Consider the following 16,027-nt stretch of genomic DNA (forward strand, 5'->3'; position numbering starts at 1 on the left):
AATAGTTTGACTGGCTCGAACTTACATCTCGTCGATTTCGTTTTGTAGGTTTTCCAGCTGGTCCAAAATCAGTAAAAACTTCTCACCGAACGGCGTCACTTGGTATTCAACTCTTGGTGGCAGTTCGTTGAACATTTGCTTATCTAAAATCCCAAATTCTACATTTCGCTTCAAACATTCATTCAATACCTTGGTCGATAGCCCTTCTACTGAGCGCACCATTTCACCGGGGCGATTAATGCCATTTGCCAGTAATTGGTAAACCGTTAGCGACCATTTACAGCCATAGATGGTTTCTACCATACGAGCTGAACGCTCTGGTGCTGATTTTCTTGAAAAAAAGTTTTCCTGATTTTTCATAAAGATGTACCAATAAGTACCTACCTAACCGATTTGTACTTACTATTCATAGTGTTAGTTCAAGGCCTAAGATTACCACGTTCACATGACTTAGGAGATAACAAAATGAACTTCACTAAAAATGGTATTGCAGTAGTAATCGGTGGCACAAGTGGTATGGGCTTTGAAACAGCGAAGCAGTTAGTCGCTCAGAACATCCATGTGTTGGTTGTCGGCAATAACCCAACTAAGTTAGATAAAGCGGTGTCAGAACTGCAATCGTTAGGTCACGCTTCAGGCTGGCAAGCTAACCTTTATGATGATGCGAGTGTGTCGAATCTTATTACGCATCTAGAGTCACTTGAAGAGGGTATTGGTTACCTTGTGAATGCGGCTGGTTACTTCAACCCTAAAGCGTTTATTGAGCACCAAGAATCTGATTACGAGCAATACATGCAGCTTAATAAAGCAACCTTCTTCATCACTCAAGCGATAAGCAAATTGATGATCAAGAACGGAGGTGGCAGTGTGGTTAACGTTGGTTCTATGTGGGGTAAGCAAGCAATCAAAGCGACGCCATCTTCTGCCTATTCAATGGCTAAAGCTGGTCTGCACGCATTAACACAACACATGGCAATGGAATTGGCAGAGCATAACATTCGCGTGAATGCAGTGTCTCCGGCTGTGGTTAAAACGCCGATTTACGAATCTTTCATCAAACCGGAAGAAGTGGACCAAGCGTTAGAAGGCTTCAACGCGTTCCACCCTATTGGTCGAGTCGGTTTGCCGAAAGACATTGCCAATAGCATCTCTTTCTTACTGTCAGACAGTGCAGATTGGGTAACGGGTGCGATCTGGGATATTGATGGCGGTGTGATTGCTGGCCGCAATTAATTAGGATTTTTTTTAGGTGGCTGTCGCGCAGGAAAATAGCAACGAGATGGCCTCCTTGATGAGTATTCGCGTAGAATAAAAGCTAGAAAGATAATAAGAATAATTAAAACGATAACAAGAGTAAGGTCGCCATTATGTTCAACATGGACTTTTCAAAAAAGCTGGTTATTGAAACCGAATCATTAGACTGGATTGCAAGCCCTGCTAAAGGGGTTTGGCGCAAGCCGCTTGAAAGAGAAGAGAAAGAATCGGGTCACACGACCAGCGTGGTGAAGTACGATCCTGAATCTTCGTTTTCTGAGCACCCGCATCCGCAAGGCGAAGAGATATTCGTGTTAGAGGGTGTCTTCTCTGATGAAACCGGAGATTTCCCTGCGGGTACTTATATCCGCAATCCGCCGGGCAGCGCGCATTCCCCATCAAGCAAAAATGGCTGTACGATCTTGGTTAAGCTTAATCAGTTTGATGCGAGAGATTTAACTCAAGTGCGCATCAATACTCTAGAAACGGAATGGCTTCCGGGTATTGGTGGTTTACAAGTGATGCCACTGCATGGTTTTGAACACGAAAATGTGGCCTTGGTGAAATGGCCAGTTGGTGAACGTTTTCAGCCGCATCGTCACTTTGGTGGTGAAGAGATCTTTGTGTTGTCTGGCACCTTTAAAGACGAACATGGCGAGTATCCAAAACACACATGGATGCGTAGCCCTCACATGAGCGAACATTTCCCTTATGTGGAAGAAGAGACCGTCATCCTAGTGAAAACGGGTCACTTGCCATTGGATTAAAGGAATGCTCAATATAAAGATGGGAAAGCCGCATTGTAGTGAACAAGCGGCTTTCTTAGTTTTTACGTACTTACTTTTTATATATCTCTTTTGTACAGGCTTAACTTTTACATATAGGTTGACTAGTAAGCGACACCAATACGTTGGCGCGGGAACTTACCCGCTTCCAGTTCATCAATCATCGCTATAGCGTAATCGCTGACGGAAATTTTGCTGTTACCATCTTCGTCGGTGAGCAGTTGATCGCCACCTGTACGGTAGGTCGATAGTTTCTCACCCGGGAAAATTTCTGCTGCAGGGCTGATGAACGTCCAGTTAACTTCGTTAATAGATTGCTTGAACACTTCAAGCGCTTCGCCTTGTGCTAGTGCTTCGTTTTTGTAATCCGCTGGGAAGTCAGGAACGGTAACTAACGGTACGTTTGGCGCCACTTCTAATGAGCCTGCACCGCCAACCCAAAGTAGGCGCTCTATACCAATGCTTGGTAATGTTGCCAGCAATTTAGTCGTGGTGTTTTTTACGATGTCGTGATTGCCCAAAGCACGTCCGCCAATCGAAGCAATAACCGCATCTACGCCGGATAGCGCGGTTGCAAGGCTTGCTGCTTCATCTTGTAAATCAAATGAACGAACTTCAACACCTTTGGTTTCTACTTTGCTTGCATCTCTTACTACAGCAACCACGTCGTGACCACGAGATTGAGCTTCTTGAGCTATGTGACTACCAATCCAACCTGATGCGCCTAATACTGCAATTTTCATAATGTCTCTCCAATTATCGAATTTATTGAGTCGTTTTCTCGACAGCCATTGCAGTCTAATAGCTTACTGGGTTGCGATAAATATCGTAAAATGATGTAGATTGTATCTATATAGTGATCTAATAAGATTCGGTTAGCTGCTAAACAGCTCAAGGAGAGTGCGATGGATAGGTTGACGGCGATGCGCAGCTTTGTCGAAGTGGCAAATTGTGCCAGTTTTACGCAAGCGGCAGAGCATTTGGACATGAGTCGATTACAAGTGTCGCGCCACGTTCAAGAGATCGAAGCGTGGCTAAAACAAAGACTTTTGCATAGAACAACTCGAAAGGTGAGTTTGACGGCGGCAGGGGAAATCGCATTACAACGCTGTGAAAAAATACTCCATGAGACCGCAGAGCTAGAGGTTACTGCGCTTAATCAAACCGATGATCTTTCCGGGACAATTCGAATCGCAGCGCCTATTGGGCTGACTCAAAACATGTTATTGGATGTGGTCGAGCAGTTCACTGAGCATCATCCAAATATTACGGTAGAACTCTTTGCTTCGGATCGTTTTACTCAGTTGGTGGATGAGAGGATAGATATTGCACTTCGATATACCGATCAACCTGATGAAAGCTTAATTGCTAGAAAGCTAATGGAAATCGATTCCGTTGTGTGTGCATCTGCTGCTTATCTAGACAAGCACGGTGAACCTAAAACGATTGAAGAACTTCGACAACATAATTGCTTTCGCCATCTGAGTGTGACGAAGTGGGATTTCGTGAAAGATAACCAATATTATTCGGTTGAGGTGTCTGGCACCATTAAAGCCAATGATGTTGGGGTGTTAACCCGCGCCGCACAGCATGGCAAAGGGATCGTGCGATTACCGTGTGACTTAGCGAATCCATTGATTGCCAATGGTAAGTTGAAACGGGTTTTGGAAGACTTTGTTTCACCGAGCAGTGTGCTTTGGGCGGTGTATCTATCACGCAGCTATCAACTCCCTGTTGTACGTCAGTTTATTGATTTTGCAGCAGAAGCTTGGTCTAACGATATTAAATCTGAGGATATTTGAGGTTATATATCCTAAGTACACAAGTACACAAGGCATAAACATATAAATACAAAAATCCGATATCAAAGGTGATATCGGATTTGAACTCAATAATTCAGAGTTCCAGCACGCTCTCCTCTCACGAAGTCTTTACATGTAATGATGTACGGATAATCGGGTGTCTATCGCCTTTTCGTTAATGTCAGGTAAAGGTCGATACAAGCTTCTGGTAATGTCCGTCAATACTTGGTCGTATACTTTTGAAACGACGGTTGATATATCACTTGTTAATTCGTACATGCTATCTGCCGGTTGAGTTGCTTCGGTACTTGATGCGATCTCGGTGAGTGCATGCATCGCACGTGTACAAATGGGTGATCCACTGCTTATAGGGCAGATAATTGATAATTGGTTAAGTTTTCTGTGTGTCTGAGAGGCGTAGAATTTGAATCTCGCATACTCTTCTGGCTTCTCCATATCCGCCTTTTCTATTCCAGGGATAGACATTCTAAGCTTGGTCAAGATCTCCATGCAGTCCAAGATCTGTTGCCAATTCATATGGTATTCGCTACTCATGTCTTCTCGTTCAGATTGGATCAGCCAGATGATCATGACTTCATCCATCAAGAACATGCTGTGGCGAATGGTTTTACCGTGAATAGATTGGTTACGCACCAAGCTACGATTTTGCCAATCGCTGTGCATTGCGATGAGTTTTAGATGGTAGATGCGATACATAGGACGGCTATCAAACGACACATGAGATTGAAGTAGTTCAGACACCTCAAGTATGTTGTCGTAAATTTCATTCACTTTGCGAATCGAGTCGCTAGACAGCTTATAACCAAGAGCATAATGCGTTGCGGCGCGATGTTTGCGTGATAGCAGCAATAGTTCTCTGAGTAGAACTAAGGTTTCAAACCTATGTGATAGCGCCGTTTGTCTCTTTTTGGAAAAATGAAATAGGGCAGCAAGTACTGCTATGGATAAACCAACTGAAATAATTACAAACATATTTAACTCCTAATATGTGCATACCTACTTAGTGGTAGTGCAGACACCGTGCCAAAATCAATAAGTGTTATATTTCAGTAGTTTATGTTTTTCTCTATTTATGGATGATCAATAATGGTGCATGACTTCACCATTCGAGTGAATGTTTCTCATATTTTGCAGGATTTTTTGAGAGGTTACGCTTTTCTTGTGATTAGGCTGGGGAGGTTTCGATAGGTAGGGACACTTCGGCGGTCAATCTCTAGCTCGTCTCAAAGTACGGAAATTAAAAAGGCCTCATTCTTTAATGCTATTAACTAGAAACAGCATTAAAAAGTGAGGCCTTTCAATATTTACTAGCGATCCAATTATCGCCAGCGCGGGACACTGACGATTAAACGTTACGCAAGCTTAAGGTCGAACTCAGTGCGGTACATCACCATATCTTCAATGGTCAGTACTGGCATGTTGTGCATTTTACCGAAAGCAACGATCTCTGGCGCTTTTGCCATCGTGCCGTCTGGATTGGTTACTTCACACAGTACGCCTGCCGATTGAAGACCTGCCATTTGCATAAGATCCACAGTGCCTTCTGTGTGACCGCGGCGTGCAAGTACACCACCTTTGCGAGCACGCAGTGGGAATACGTGGCCAGGGCGAGCAAGGTCAGTAGGTTTAGCTGTTGGGTTTGCAGCTGTCTTGATCGTCGTGACACGGTCAGCGGCAGAAACACCTGTTGTTACACCAACTTTTGCTTCGATAGTTACGGTAAACGCAGTTTGGTTTGCGCTGTTGTTATCAACAACCATAGGTGGAAGTTCAAGTTGATTTGCTTGCTCGTCGGTTAGACACAGGCACACAATGCCGCTGCATTCGCGGATCATAAGCGCCATCTGAGCATTGGTTAGGTGTTCTACTGAGTAGATGATGTCGCCTTCGTTCTCGCGATCTTCATCGTCAAGTAAAAGTACGCCACGACCTTCGCGTAGAGCTTGCAGTGCGTTTTCAACGCGAGTGATTGGTTCGCCAAATTCGGCAAGTAATGAAGACTGATTCATGGTTAAACTCCTAAAATATCACCAGAATCAGGGCTGTATGAGGGATCTCAACCGAGCACAACAAAGCCTACTTATTACAAGTAGCTTTAGCTCATTATGGTTTTATCCAAAACGAAATGCACCCGTCTAAGTTGGAGGAATGAACCCAATAAATGGGCATGCCTTTCCAACTTAAACGAGTGTGTTTTCATTCTCTCTCATCCGGACTATGACCGTCGGCTCTGGCATCTCACCAGATCTGCTGACCTCGACGAATCGAGCGCTCGCGGGCTTATCTTTAGATTTTGCTAAGGACATACCGCCGGTGGGGAATTTCGCCCCGCCCTGAGAATAAAAATTAATAATTTGTTTTGCTTTGAAAGCAGACCAGATGGTAATCCTTTCAATAGTGGATTTAAAGGACTGACAGCAAAGTTTTTTAGATTCTGCTCTTTGAATGCGGTAAGTGCTCATTTTATCAACGAAACAGACATCACTTGGTTTACATACACAGTTGTGCGTAGATTTTTGATGTTTGAAAGAGTTTTCATGTGTCTATGAACATGAGTGTGTGTCCAATTCATATCGTTGATAAAGCAAATGTTTATCAACTGAATGCTAACGTGGCTTAATAATTCAATATTGTTACACCATGACGTCTTACTGACCATTTTGACATAAAATTGATATTAGCGCTGCTAAGCTGCGATAGCATCCGGACACTTTATCTAAAAGATCTTAGCCATGACTTCTCTGTTCTCTAACAAATCCAAAGGCTTATTACTTCTCGTTCTAAGTTTGTATTCTCTCGTACCTTTTTTGATCTTTGGATCGAACTTTGACCTTGGAAGTGCGGTTTTGCCTTTCTATGGTGCCTTCATGACGTTCGTGACGTACTCAGCAGGCAATCAAGGATTCTTGGTAACGCTAGCTGTTTTGTCTCTGGCATTGCTCACGATGAAGTTTTCCAAAGCTAAGCTAGTCAGCCTGTGTCTGCAGCTTGGCCTGTTGTTGGTTCTTAGCTTTGCAGCGAAAACCTTCTTAAAGCATTCAACAGAAAGCCCTCGACCTTATTCAGAGTATTTGGTGACGCAAGAAGTTGTCGAAATGCCAGAAGTGTTTTATGAACTGCCACTGGTAGAAAAGAACGCAGCGATTGCATCTGTGCAAGATAAGGTGAGTGAGTGGCGAACGCGCCACTGGTTGGGTGAGACTGACTATTCTTTCCCATCTGGACACATGATTTTCGTCGGTGTGTGTTTGGCGTTCTTCGGTGGATTGTTTTTAGAAGCGAAGCGTTTTTATTTGGTTGGTGGTTTACTGGTTTGGGCTGGTGGTGTCGCTTACAGCCGAGTTTGGCTTGGCATGCATCGCCCAGAAGACTTAGCCGGATCTATCGCTTTTGCAGGTCTTATCTACCTATTGGTGCCGCTTATCTCAGAGCAAAAAATAGAACGCTATTTACCTGCATTTTTGAAACAGACTTCCTAGGGATCCTTCCTCACTCCGAAAGAGGGCTCAGATTTGCAATACGTGATAAACGTTATTGATTGAGCCCTAGTTCTGCTTGTTTCTTTTTGGTTAGCCCTAATGAAACAATTCGGTGTGATTCAGTGAGGTAGTATCTCAGCTCCTCATCCCTTTCTGATGTGCTTTCAAAAAGCTGAATCCACTTCATTCCGCGCGAAGCAAAGTAGGGCGCGGGTTTGTAGCCCAGTTCCTCTTTCAGAAAGTCGAAGTTCTGATCGGATGCCTTAAAGATAAACGCAGGCTCGTCGTTAGGCCCCCAACCACCAATCGCAAACACCTTCCCACCTACTTTCCAAACGTGAGAGTTATTCCACTGCATCACATAGCTGGTGGCAGGTAGTGACTCGCAGAATGCATTGAACTCGTCGTATGTCATAGGAGTGTCCTTTCAATAGATGGGTGTGTTGGAACTGTGCTTATTTCTTTATCAGCGTTTTCGTTATGAACTAGCCAGCTAAGCCCTGCCAGATAGCAGTAAAGCCACTGATAGAACATAACAATAAAGAACCGATACGTATCTTCTCTTTAGGAATGCTTTGCGTGGTCATTAACGCCACTTTGTAACCCAACCAAGCCGCAGGAAGCAACGGGATTGTGATGAACAAATGGTGCATCGTGAAGAAGCCAATTGGGATCTGTACCAGTAATGAAATGATAGAACTAAACACGAAAAACGCAGAAAGGTTACCACGAAGTTGATTGGCATCTTGGTGCTGAAGTAGTAACGCCATTGGTGGACCACCAATACCTGAACTGGTGCCAAAGAATCCTGAGAAGAATCCAGCAATGCCCATCTTGGTCGGTGTTGGCTCTAACCTAAATGGCAGCAAGCTGACAATCACCGCAAATACCACTAATAAGCCTAACCACAGAGACAACACGCTCGTTGAAACCATCACTAACAAAGCACCCCCTGCAATCGACCCCGGAATGCGTCCAAGCAGTGCAATTTTTAATCCGCCGATAGAAATGTTTGCTCGGTGTTTAAACGCATTGAATATAGAAATGAACAGGCCAACGAGACAGATAGGCGCGGGTACGTAGTCAGGTGAGACTAAAAACAGCAGTGGGGCAGCCACAATAGCCAAACCAAAGCCGATTGCGGTTTGCACAAACGAGCCGACAAAAATGAGTGCCATCGCGATAAGTACTGTCTGATCTATGTATTCCATAAGCCTGTGGATTAATTTTAAAGGAGCTAACGAATACTATAAATTAAAACGAAAAGAATAGTCTTATTATTCAGTGAGGTTTATGCAAATATCGACCTTTATTATTGTCGATATAACGGGCAACGAAAAAGAGAGCGAATACCTCAGGATGTTATCCTTCAATACTCACTCTCTTTATTGGAATGACTGTTGGTTTTTAGCTGATGGGGGAGTCAGCGTTAAACGTTAAGCCATTGCCAATTTCAGGCGTTCAATAGGCTTGTCATTAATTGGTAAGTGGATAAGCGCAGCCGCAAATGCCAGTATCACTGTTGACCACCAGATTGGCTCGTAAGATCCATAGTAATCGTAAATACGACCACCAACCCAAGCGCCTAAGAAACTACCCACTTGGTGAGTAAAGAACACCAAACCGTACAGAGTAGATAGGTAACGCGCACCGAAGATCTGACGAACTAGTCCAGAGGTGAGTGGTACAGTTCCTAACCAACAGAAACCAATCGCCGCACCAAAGATAGCAGCCGTTGATTCAGTTACTGGAAGAGTCACAAACGCACCAATAACTACAGTACGAACTAAGTACAGTGCCGACATTACATGACGCTTGCTGAACTTATCGCCCATCACACCCCAGAAATAAGACCCGAAGATGTTGAAAATACCCACATAAGCCAATGCCATTGCTGCACTGCTCGCGGGTAGGTTTTTGTCGGCTAAGTAACTCGGTAAGTGCGTCGCAATGAACATCACGTGGAAACCACACACGAAGAAGCCTGCGTGAATTAACCAATAACTTTTGTTCGCAAACGCTTCAGACAGCGCTTCTTTTAGTGTCTGAGTGTCTTCTACTTGTTTATTGGTTGCCGACTTCGGCGCTCGCATAAACAGGGCAAAAGAGATCATGAAACAACAAAGCACGCCAAATACTTGCATCGCACTTTGCCAGTCGAATTCGTTCAACATGTATTGTGCGCCTGGAATCACAGCGAACATGCCAAACGAACCTGCTGCTGTGGTTAAACCAAATGCCTTAGCCGCGTGCTCTGCAGGTACTACTTTTGCTACTGCACCTAACACGATCACATAGCTTGTCGCACTCAATCCAAGGCCAACGAGTGCGCCCAATGAAACGTAAAGCATGCTTGATTCGGTAGAAATTGAGGTAAGAAGTAAACCCAAACCGTAAGCACATGCGCCAGCAATAATGATGCGTCTTGCTCCCCATTTGTCTGCGGCCATACCCACAAAAGGTTGGAACACACCGAACAGCAGGTTTTGTAGAGCAATGGCGAAGCTGAAAAACTCTCGCCCCGTGCCGAAATGCTCTGAAATTGGCATCATGAAAATGCCGAATGATTGTCTGATCCCTAGACTGATAATAAGTGTGCCGATCCCAAGCCATACCAGTAAAGGAAAACGGAAAATGCTCATTCTAATACTCTTAAATTAATGGTGGTGATGTGAGTGGTCTTGCGCTGACATGTGTTGGTCAGTCATCTCATGGTGATGTTCGTGTCCAGAATGCTCATGCGCTGACTGCTGGTGGCATCCACTGCTCACGGCATGCTGAGCCAAGAGATCAATCAATGGCTGACTGTGATGCACAATAATCAAACTAATGACGAGGAATAGCGTCATTCGGGCCAGTTGGGCAAAAAGAGATTGTGAAAACATAAGGTGTTTACATGCGCTCAATGTTGTAAGAAGTCGCGCATCATAATGACGAGTAGTGTATGTATCAAATGACCTTTTGTGATTTAGTCTATGCGTTTTATGCATAGGTTTAAGCATCGTTAGAATTAGAGCGAAACGTGACCAATAAATAGGAAAACTCGAAGCTCACTCATTCAGCGATAGAAACATGCAATTAATAATGAGAGCCTGACTTCAGGTTTTTAACTATCTGTTTAATTGAAGATTTCACAAAACTGTAAAAACTAATATACAAACTAATCACTAAGCAACATTGGCCGTTCACTCGACTTATCTGTCAAACATCGTAAATTTGGGCGTAAATCGTTTCAAAACTACTGAAACGCGATGTTAAAAGATTCAGGGAGAGTCATTCACATGGATAAAGATCATAACCTTCGCGAAAACTTACTGGCACTGATCTTAGGAAGCGCACTAGTTTCACTCGGCGTTATCTTTTTCAATCAAGTCGGTTTGCTCACTGGAGGCACGGCTGGTCTAGCGATCTTCATTACCAAAGTGACAGACTTAAGCTTTGGCCAAGTGTTCTTCGCACTTAACTTACCTTTCTATATTTTGTCGGTCGCTCGTATGGGCTGGCGTTTCACCATCAATACGTTTATCGCAGTTTCGATTGTTTCGTTCGCAGTGGATCACTTGTATCACGTGATTCAGATTGCCGAAATTCATGCATTGTATGCAGCTTTAATCGGTGGTGGCTTGATTGGTACCGGCATGCTGGTGATCTTCCGTCATAAGATGAGTTTGGGTGGCTTCAACATTTTGGCGTTATTCTTACAAGAACGTTTTGGTATTCGAGCGGGCAAAGTTCAGATGGCGTTAGACTGTACGATTGTAGTGCTTTCACTGTTTATTGTTGACGTGTCACTGGTTCTATTGTCTGTGCTTGGTGCGATAGTCACCAACTTGATTCTAGCGATGAACCATAAACCGGGGCGCTATCAACCGGTCGTAAAAGCGGAAGCGGCGTAGTAAGTGGAAACAGAGTAGTTAGGTTCGCTCAAGCACTAGGTTAGCTTAAGCAAAGTGATTTGTAGATTCTAAAAACAACAAAGCCAGCATCAATTGCTGGCTTTGTTCTATTTCAATGCAACGATTAACAGTTGTTGCAATCGTTGTCTGGCTTGAGCTCGCAGTCAATCACATTGCCTTGTTGATCAAGTGACAGGTTACAACACTCTTCAAACAGGTTTTTAAGATCCCCGCGACTTTTCTGAACACGAGACTTAACGGTCGAGTAGCTGATGTTTTGAGCCTCTGCGATCTCTTTTTGGCTTTGGCCTTTGATGTCGACAGCAAGCAGTAATGATGAACTTTGTTCAGGTAGCGCCTGAATAAAGGGTTCAATACATAATGAAAGCTTCTGTTTGAACTCAGAATTGTGGTCTAAATCGGTAAACCACAGATCTTCAGCATCAATTTGGCTGTCACGTTGTTGTCTAGCATGCTTACGATAGAAGTCGATAATGGTGTGATTGGCTAATTGGAATAGCCACGATTTTACGCTGCTTGTATCTTGGACTTTGTCTAGGTTTTGATAAGTCTTAATCAAGATCTCTTGAAGCAAGTCGTCTACATCGGCGGTGTTGCTGACCTTAGAATGCAAGAATGACTTTAACGCTTGCTGATACTCAGCCCAAACCTGTTCTAAGTCCAAAGATGCCCTATTCAAAGGTGCTCCGTTCAAAGGTGCATTAGTTGCACTGTTCATTTACGCAACACTCGTCTTGTAAGAAATCAATCACGCCTTCTAGACATTCATACTCCGCCACGCAGAATAACGTTCTTCCTTCTCGTCTTTGGCTGATTAGTCCTGCCGATGCCAAGCTTGATATGTGGTGAGAAAGGGTAGACCCCGGAATTCCGAGCTCTTCTTGTAGGCCGCCAACCGCAATGCCTTGGTAGCCAGCTTTAACGACACTTTTATAAATAGTTAGGCGAATAGGGTGACCCAACTCTTTAAGTGCTTTCGCAACGACTTCTAAGTTCATATTAACTCCTCAAGATTTAATTTCGATATTAGTCGAAATGTAGTCCGAATACAAATGTAAAAATAGTGATTCTATAACTTATTGAAAATTCTTCCTTTTAAAAATCAATTCGATTTTTATCGAAATAAATCTTGATCTGTTACGAAATATTTCTATAATTCGAGAACATTCGAAATTAAGGGTTGGTTACTTTCCTCATAGAGTCCCGCCTTAAATCCAGTTTGGAGTTATTATGAGCAATGAAATGTTAACAATGCTAAAAGACGCACTTGATATGTTCGCTTTCTTAGCAGTAGAGCTAATTATCCTTTTCTTAGCGATCAGCTACATTGTTGGGATTCTTCAAGAGTTCCTTACACCAGAAAAGATTCAATCTATCCTGAGCTCACGTAATGGTAAGGGTTATGTGGTTGCAGCACTATTGGGTGCAATTACACCTTTCTGTTCATGTTCGACCATTCCTTTCTTAAAAGGATTGCTGCGTGCAAGAGCGGGTTTCGGTCCAATGATGGTGTTCCTATTCGGTAGCCCACTATTGAACCCAGTGATCATTGGTTTGTTCGTGATTACGTTCGGCTGGCAAGTGGCGGTTTTCTACTTCCTAGTAGCTATGACGGTATCGGTAGTGGCTGGTTACGCACTTGAGAAGCTTGGCTTTGAGCGTTACGTAAAACCTGAAGCGTATGAATCGACAGGTTCTGCTTCAAGCTGTGGCACTAGCTGTGGTGATTCTGCTCCTATGAAAGCAGCGCCAGCGAAGGCAGAGTCTTCATGTGGAACAAGCGCATGTGGTGAACCTGCACCAGTAATGGCGAAAGAGACATCTTGCTGCGATTCTAAAAAAGAAGAACCACAAGTCACTGTTTCATGCTGCTCAACGGATGGAAGTGCGACGGCTGAAATCGTAGAGAAGAAAGAGCCTAGCCGTTGGATGAGAATTTGGTTCTCAACTTGGAAAGACTTCAAACAAGTTTTCCCTTACCTAATGATGGGTATCGCGATTGGTTCATTCATCTACGGCTTCATTCCTACAGACCTAATTGCAGAATACGCTGGTGAAGGTATGTGGTATGCGATTCCAGTAGCAGCCGTGATTGGTATTCCACTGTACATTCGTGCTGAAGCGGTAATCCCACTAAGTGCAGCTTTAGTACAAAAAGGTATGGCGTTGGGTTCAGTAATGGCATTGATCATTGGTAGTGCAGGCGCAAGTTTAACGGAAGTTATCCTGCTTAAATCAATCTTCAAGAACCAAATGATTGCAGCATTCCTATTCGTTATCCTAAGCATGGCGATGGGTGCAGGCTTCCTATACAGCTTCATCTTTGGTTAATCAGGCCTGATTTCGAGATAACACCATCGATACTGAGAGATAAATAAGCAAAAGAGCTCAACTAAGTGAGCTCTTTTTTTGTTTAGATAATTAGCTAGGAGGTTAGAAACCGCGAATATCAAGCTCATTGTTGATCAACACTACACACTGAGAAGCGAACAGCATGTTCGGACCTAAACTGATTTTCTCTGTTCCTAAACGCTTTAAGCTGTTGTAGCTTTTCTTTGGCATAGGGATGTGGTCAGTTAGAAGGAAACATGGGTTTTCCGCAATCTCTGCATCACGGATAAAGTCGCCTTTCTTATCCATCATGTACAGCTGGTGGTCTTCGGCCAGTTCTTTGACCAACTTTTCAAAGCTCATGGTACGGACAGTGATGCCCGGTTCTACCTGACGTGTCTGTTCTTTTGTCATGCCTTGAGAAGCGTCAACCGCTCTTACTACCGCAGATAACAGTGCAGATTCATGAAAGCCACCAATGTTGGTGATTTCATTGGAATCGAATGTAATGGTACGTGAAAAGTCTTTAGTACTCTCTAGCACAAGGTGCACGGTGACATTCTCACGGTGAGATTGAGCAACGAAGATCGTGTTCATCAGAGTATGAGCCAGAATCTCGGTATGAGCGTCTTGTCCAACACCTTCTAAGATAAGTTTACTCTCTGTAGGGGCTGCGCGAGCGCGTAATACAAATGAACGCATGGGATGTACCTTGTCAGTATGTGATAAAGCGAAACAGGCTTTATCAGCATGAATTGATGAATAACCAAAATTATGGCGGTATGTAACTCTTTTCTATTAATGAAGTCAAATGGAGTTATGTATAGTACTGATCAGAAGAGCTTTACGTATTAAATAGAGAGTGACCACATTACAAGACGGTAAAAGTTGAAGTGAACCAAGGTTTACATAGATAGTATGCGCAAATTATTAGGCGACTTATACCAATCACAGTAAGTAAGTGATCATAAACAGTGCAGGAAAAAGGCTTGAAAACAAGGCGGCTCTATTCGACAAAGAGTTTCGATAAGTAGTTATTCTACAATCAAAATTTCTAACGCAGTTATTGAGCGTTTTAACCAGCTAGGATGAACAGTTATTTACTACGATTGGTATTATATATAAGGAAGTAGTCGATGAAGTTACAGAAGATTAATAAAGAAGAATATAGAAAGAAGATGAACCTGCTGTTGGTTTCATTGGTTGGGTCACTCGCCTTGTTTGCTATCGTATTCGGTAGCATTCTGATTGAACTTTTTGGTTCAGCTGGATCCGTTACTGGGGAAGCGACAGGCAATTTCCATTTGAATGTACTCGGGGTGATTTTATCAGTCGCACTGAATGCCTTTATCGCGAGTCGTGTGAAAGGGCATGATTACTTTAAGGAAGCACTTTATGTGTGGAACCTTAAACAAACTCACAATCAAATCTATCGCAAGCTCAAGCGTATTCAACCGAAAGCTGAGCAAGGCGATCGAGAAGCACTGACGATCCTTTACTTCTATTACACTACGCAAAAACAAGTATATGACCTAGATAACAATACATTGACGATAAAAACGGTTCAGCAATCGCTAGATAACATAGTGGAGCTGAGTGAAAAGTGGAGTATCGAACTGGATATAAAGGCATTTTCGAAAGATTTAGTCGCGAAATTCTAAGTTATATGCTCTTGATTGTATTAACTTTGGCCTATGAAAGAGGGTTTTGACGTAAAAGTAGACGCTTAAGCAACTTTTTTGAATTTTTATCAAAAAATGGGTTGCCATGTTTACGATGATCTCTATAATGCCGCCTCACTGACACGGCAGACGCCACAAGGCTTCAGCGGTAATCAGTAAGACGGAAAGTTCGAAAGAAATTAATTTTAAAAAGTGTTTGACACTTAAGATTAAATCGCTAGAATTCACGTCCGCTTTCAAGGGTTTCTTTGTAAAAAGAAAGTTTCGATAAGCAAAGCTCTTTAACAATTTAAACCTATCAATCTGTGTGGGCACTCGTTGATGAATATCAAAACGTTTTATCTTCCCTTTTTATAAAGAGAAGTAAAACAGATTCCTCGGAATCAACTTTGGTTTCAATGAACTGAGTGACCAATACGAATAACTACTTTCTCTTGTAGAAAGAAAGTATTTGGCACAGTCAATTCATTATCTTTCTGTTGGAAAGATAATAGCTTTAGAATTACTTTTTGTAGTTTTGAAGTCAGTATTCATTGAGCCGACAAAATCTTAAATTGAAGAGTTTGATCATGGCTCAGATTGAACGCTGGCGGCAGGCCTAACACATGCAAGTCGAGCGGAAACGACACTAACAATCCTTCGGGTGCGTTAATGGGCGTCGAGCGGCGGACGGGTGAGTAATGCCTAGGAAATTGCCTTGATGTGGGGGATAACCATTGGAAACGATGGCTAATACCGCATAATGCCTACGGGCCA

Annotated in this window: 18 protein-coding genes, 1 rRNA gene and 1 riboswitch; of the genes, 9 read left to right on the forward strand and 10 right to left on the reverse strand. The window is 43.2% G+C overall.

Annotated elements, in window-relative coordinates:
- Window positions 1–21 precede the first annotated feature (21 nt).
- Window positions 22–360 (reverse strand): helix-turn-helix domain-containing protein, encoded by a 339-nt coding sequence (locus L3V35_RS06495; RefSeq protein WP_004733017.1) that lies wholly within the window; start codon window positions 358–360, stop codon window positions 22–24.
- 105 nt (window positions 361–465) lie between these two features.
- Here L3V35_RS06495 and L3V35_RS06500 point away from each other — a divergent pair, with 105 nt between their 5' ends.
- Entirely contained in the window at window positions 466–1,233 is a 768-nt protein-coding gene (locus tag L3V35_RS06500) for an SDR family oxidoreductase (RefSeq protein ID WP_065206293.1), read from the forward strand.
- Between the two features lie 134 nt (window positions 1,234–1,367).
- Complete coding sequence (locus L3V35_RS06505) at window positions 1,368–2,021, forward strand: cupin domain-containing protein (protein WP_065206292.1); 654 nt, start codon at window positions 1,368–1,370, stop codon at window positions 2,019–2,021.
- Window positions 2,022–2,143: 122 nt separating this feature from the next.
- Here L3V35_RS06505 and L3V35_RS06510 read toward each other — a convergent pair whose 3' ends face one another.
- A complete protein-coding gene (locus L3V35_RS06510; RefSeq protein WP_237298903.1) occupies window positions 2,144–2,782 on the reverse strand; it encodes an NAD(P)-dependent oxidoreductase in 639 nt (212 codons plus the stop codon).
- A gap of 162 nt (window positions 2,783–2,944) precedes the next feature.
- Here L3V35_RS06510 and L3V35_RS06515 point away from each other — a divergent pair, with 162 nt between their 5' ends.
- Complete coding sequence (locus L3V35_RS06515; RefSeq protein WP_065206290.1) at window positions 2,945–3,841, forward strand: LysR family transcriptional regulator; 897 nt, start codon at window positions 2,945–2,947, stop codon at window positions 3,839–3,841.
- A 129-nt stretch (window positions 3,842–3,970) separates the two neighbouring features.
- Here the strand turns inward: L3V35_RS06515 and L3V35_RS06520 are convergent, their stop codons facing one another.
- Window positions 3,971–4,834 (reverse strand): hypothetical protein, encoded by an 864-nt coding sequence (locus tag L3V35_RS06520; protein WP_171312095.1) that lies wholly within the window; start codon window positions 4,832–4,834, stop codon window positions 3,971–3,973.
- 380 nt (window positions 4,835–5,214) lie between these two features.
- Entirely contained in the window at window positions 5,215–5,871 is a 657-nt protein-coding gene (ribB, locus tag L3V35_RS06525) for a 3,4-dihydroxy-2-butanone-4-phosphate synthase (RefSeq protein ID WP_004733029.1), read from the reverse strand.
- A 185-nt stretch (window positions 5,872–6,056) separates the two neighbouring features.
- Window positions 6,057–6,207: riboswitch (FMN riboswitch) on the reverse strand.
- Between the two features lie 387 nt (window positions 6,208–6,594).
- Here ribB and L3V35_RS06530 point away from each other — a divergent pair.
- Entirely contained in the window at window positions 6,595–7,341 is a 747-nt protein-coding gene (locus L3V35_RS06530) for a phosphatase PAP2 family protein (protein ID WP_065206288.1), read from the forward strand.
- 52 nt (window positions 7,342–7,393) lie between these two features.
- Here the strand turns inward: L3V35_RS06530 and L3V35_RS06535 are convergent, their stop codons facing one another.
- The 3 genes from L3V35_RS06535 to L3V35_RS06545 all read right to left on the reverse strand — a co-directional run bounded on the left by L3V35_RS06535 (window position 7,394) and on the right by L3V35_RS06545 (window position 9,983).
- Window positions 7,394–7,756, reverse strand: coding sequence for an MmcQ/YjbR family DNA-binding protein (locus tag L3V35_RS06535; protein ID WP_054546295.1), 363 nt, complete (start codon window positions 7,754–7,756; stop codon window positions 7,394–7,396).
- Window positions 7,757–7,826: 70 nt separating this feature from the next.
- Complete coding sequence (locus L3V35_RS06540; RefSeq protein WP_172837687.1) at window positions 7,827–8,552, reverse strand: sulfite exporter TauE/SafE family protein; 726 nt, start codon at window positions 8,550–8,552, stop codon at window positions 7,827–7,829.
- A 225-nt stretch (window positions 8,553–8,777) separates the two neighbouring features.
- Window positions 8,778–9,983 (reverse strand): MFS transporter, encoded by a 1,206-nt coding sequence (locus L3V35_RS06545; RefSeq protein ID WP_054546296.1) that lies wholly within the window; start codon window positions 9,981–9,983, stop codon window positions 8,778–8,780.
- 29 nt (window positions 9,984–10,012) lie between these two features.
- Here L3V35_RS06545 and L3V35_RS25530 point away from each other — a divergent pair, with 29 nt between their 5' ends.
- Together L3V35_RS25530 and L3V35_RS06555 are read left to right on the forward strand one after the other, a co-directional pair.
- Window positions 10,013–10,162: a hypothetical protein gene (locus L3V35_RS25530; protein WP_186437217.1), complete on the forward strand. Its 150-nt coding sequence runs from the start codon at window positions 10,013–10,015 to the stop codon at window positions 10,160–10,162.
- A gap of 460 nt (window positions 10,163–10,622) precedes the next feature.
- Window positions 10,623–11,237 (forward strand): YitT family protein, encoded by a 615-nt coding sequence (locus L3V35_RS06555; protein ID WP_004733038.1) that lies wholly within the window; start codon window positions 10,623–10,625, stop codon window positions 11,235–11,237.
- A 124-nt stretch (window positions 11,238–11,361) separates the two neighbouring features.
- Here L3V35_RS06555 and sigZ read toward each other — a convergent pair whose 3' ends face one another.
- Both sigZ and L3V35_RS06565 read right to left on the reverse strand, forming a co-directional pair.
- On the reverse strand, window positions 11,362–11,976 hold the full coding sequence (gene sigZ, locus L3V35_RS06560; protein ID WP_237298904.1) for an RNA polymerase sigma factor SigZ: 615 nt from the start codon (window positions 11,974–11,976) through the stop codon (window positions 11,362–11,364).
- On the reverse strand, window positions 11,960–12,256 hold the full coding sequence (locus tag L3V35_RS06565) for a metalloregulator ArsR/SmtB family transcription factor (RefSeq protein ID WP_004733042.1): 297 nt from the start codon (window positions 12,254–12,256) through the stop codon (window positions 11,960–11,962). The genes sigZ and L3V35_RS06565 overlap by 17 nt, the downstream gene beginning before the upstream one ends.
- Before the next feature lie 232 nt (window positions 12,257–12,488).
- Between L3V35_RS06565 and L3V35_RS06570 the strand changes: the two genes are divergently transcribed.
- On the forward strand, window positions 12,489–13,589 hold the full coding sequence (locus L3V35_RS06570) for a permease (RefSeq protein ID WP_102556963.1): 1,101 nt from the start codon (window positions 12,489–12,491) through the stop codon (window positions 13,587–13,589).
- Window positions 13,590–13,691: 102 nt separating this feature from the next.
- Here L3V35_RS06570 and trmY read toward each other — a convergent pair whose 3' ends face one another.
- The gene (gene trmY, locus L3V35_RS06575) at window positions 13,692–14,291 is read right to left on the reverse strand and encodes a tRNA (pseudouridine(54)-N(1))-methyltransferase TrmY (RefSeq protein WP_004733046.1); all 600 of its coding nucleotides are present in this window, start codon (window positions 14,289–14,291) and stop codon (window positions 13,692–13,694) included.
- A 434-nt stretch (window positions 14,292–14,725) separates the two neighbouring features.
- On the opposite strand from trmY, the gene L3V35_RS06580 reads away from it, so the two are divergent.
- Together L3V35_RS06580 and L3V35_RS06585 are read left to right on the forward strand one after the other, a co-directional pair.
- Window positions 14,726–15,250 carry a DUF3087 family protein gene (locus L3V35_RS06580; protein WP_065206283.1) on the forward strand — a complete coding sequence of 175 codons (525 nt, stop codon included), beginning with the start codon at window positions 14,726–14,728 and terminating at the stop codon, window positions 15,248–15,250.
- Window positions 15,251–15,822: 572 nt separating this feature from the next.
- Window positions 15,823–16,027 (forward strand): 16S ribosomal RNA (locus L3V35_RS06585); the annotation flags it as partial.

Origin of the sequence: Vibrio sp. L5-1 (assembly GCF_021728315.1) — a bacterium.
GTDB lineage: Bacteria > Pseudomonadota > Gammaproteobacteria > Enterobacterales > Vibrionaceae > Vibrio > Vibrio splendidus_K.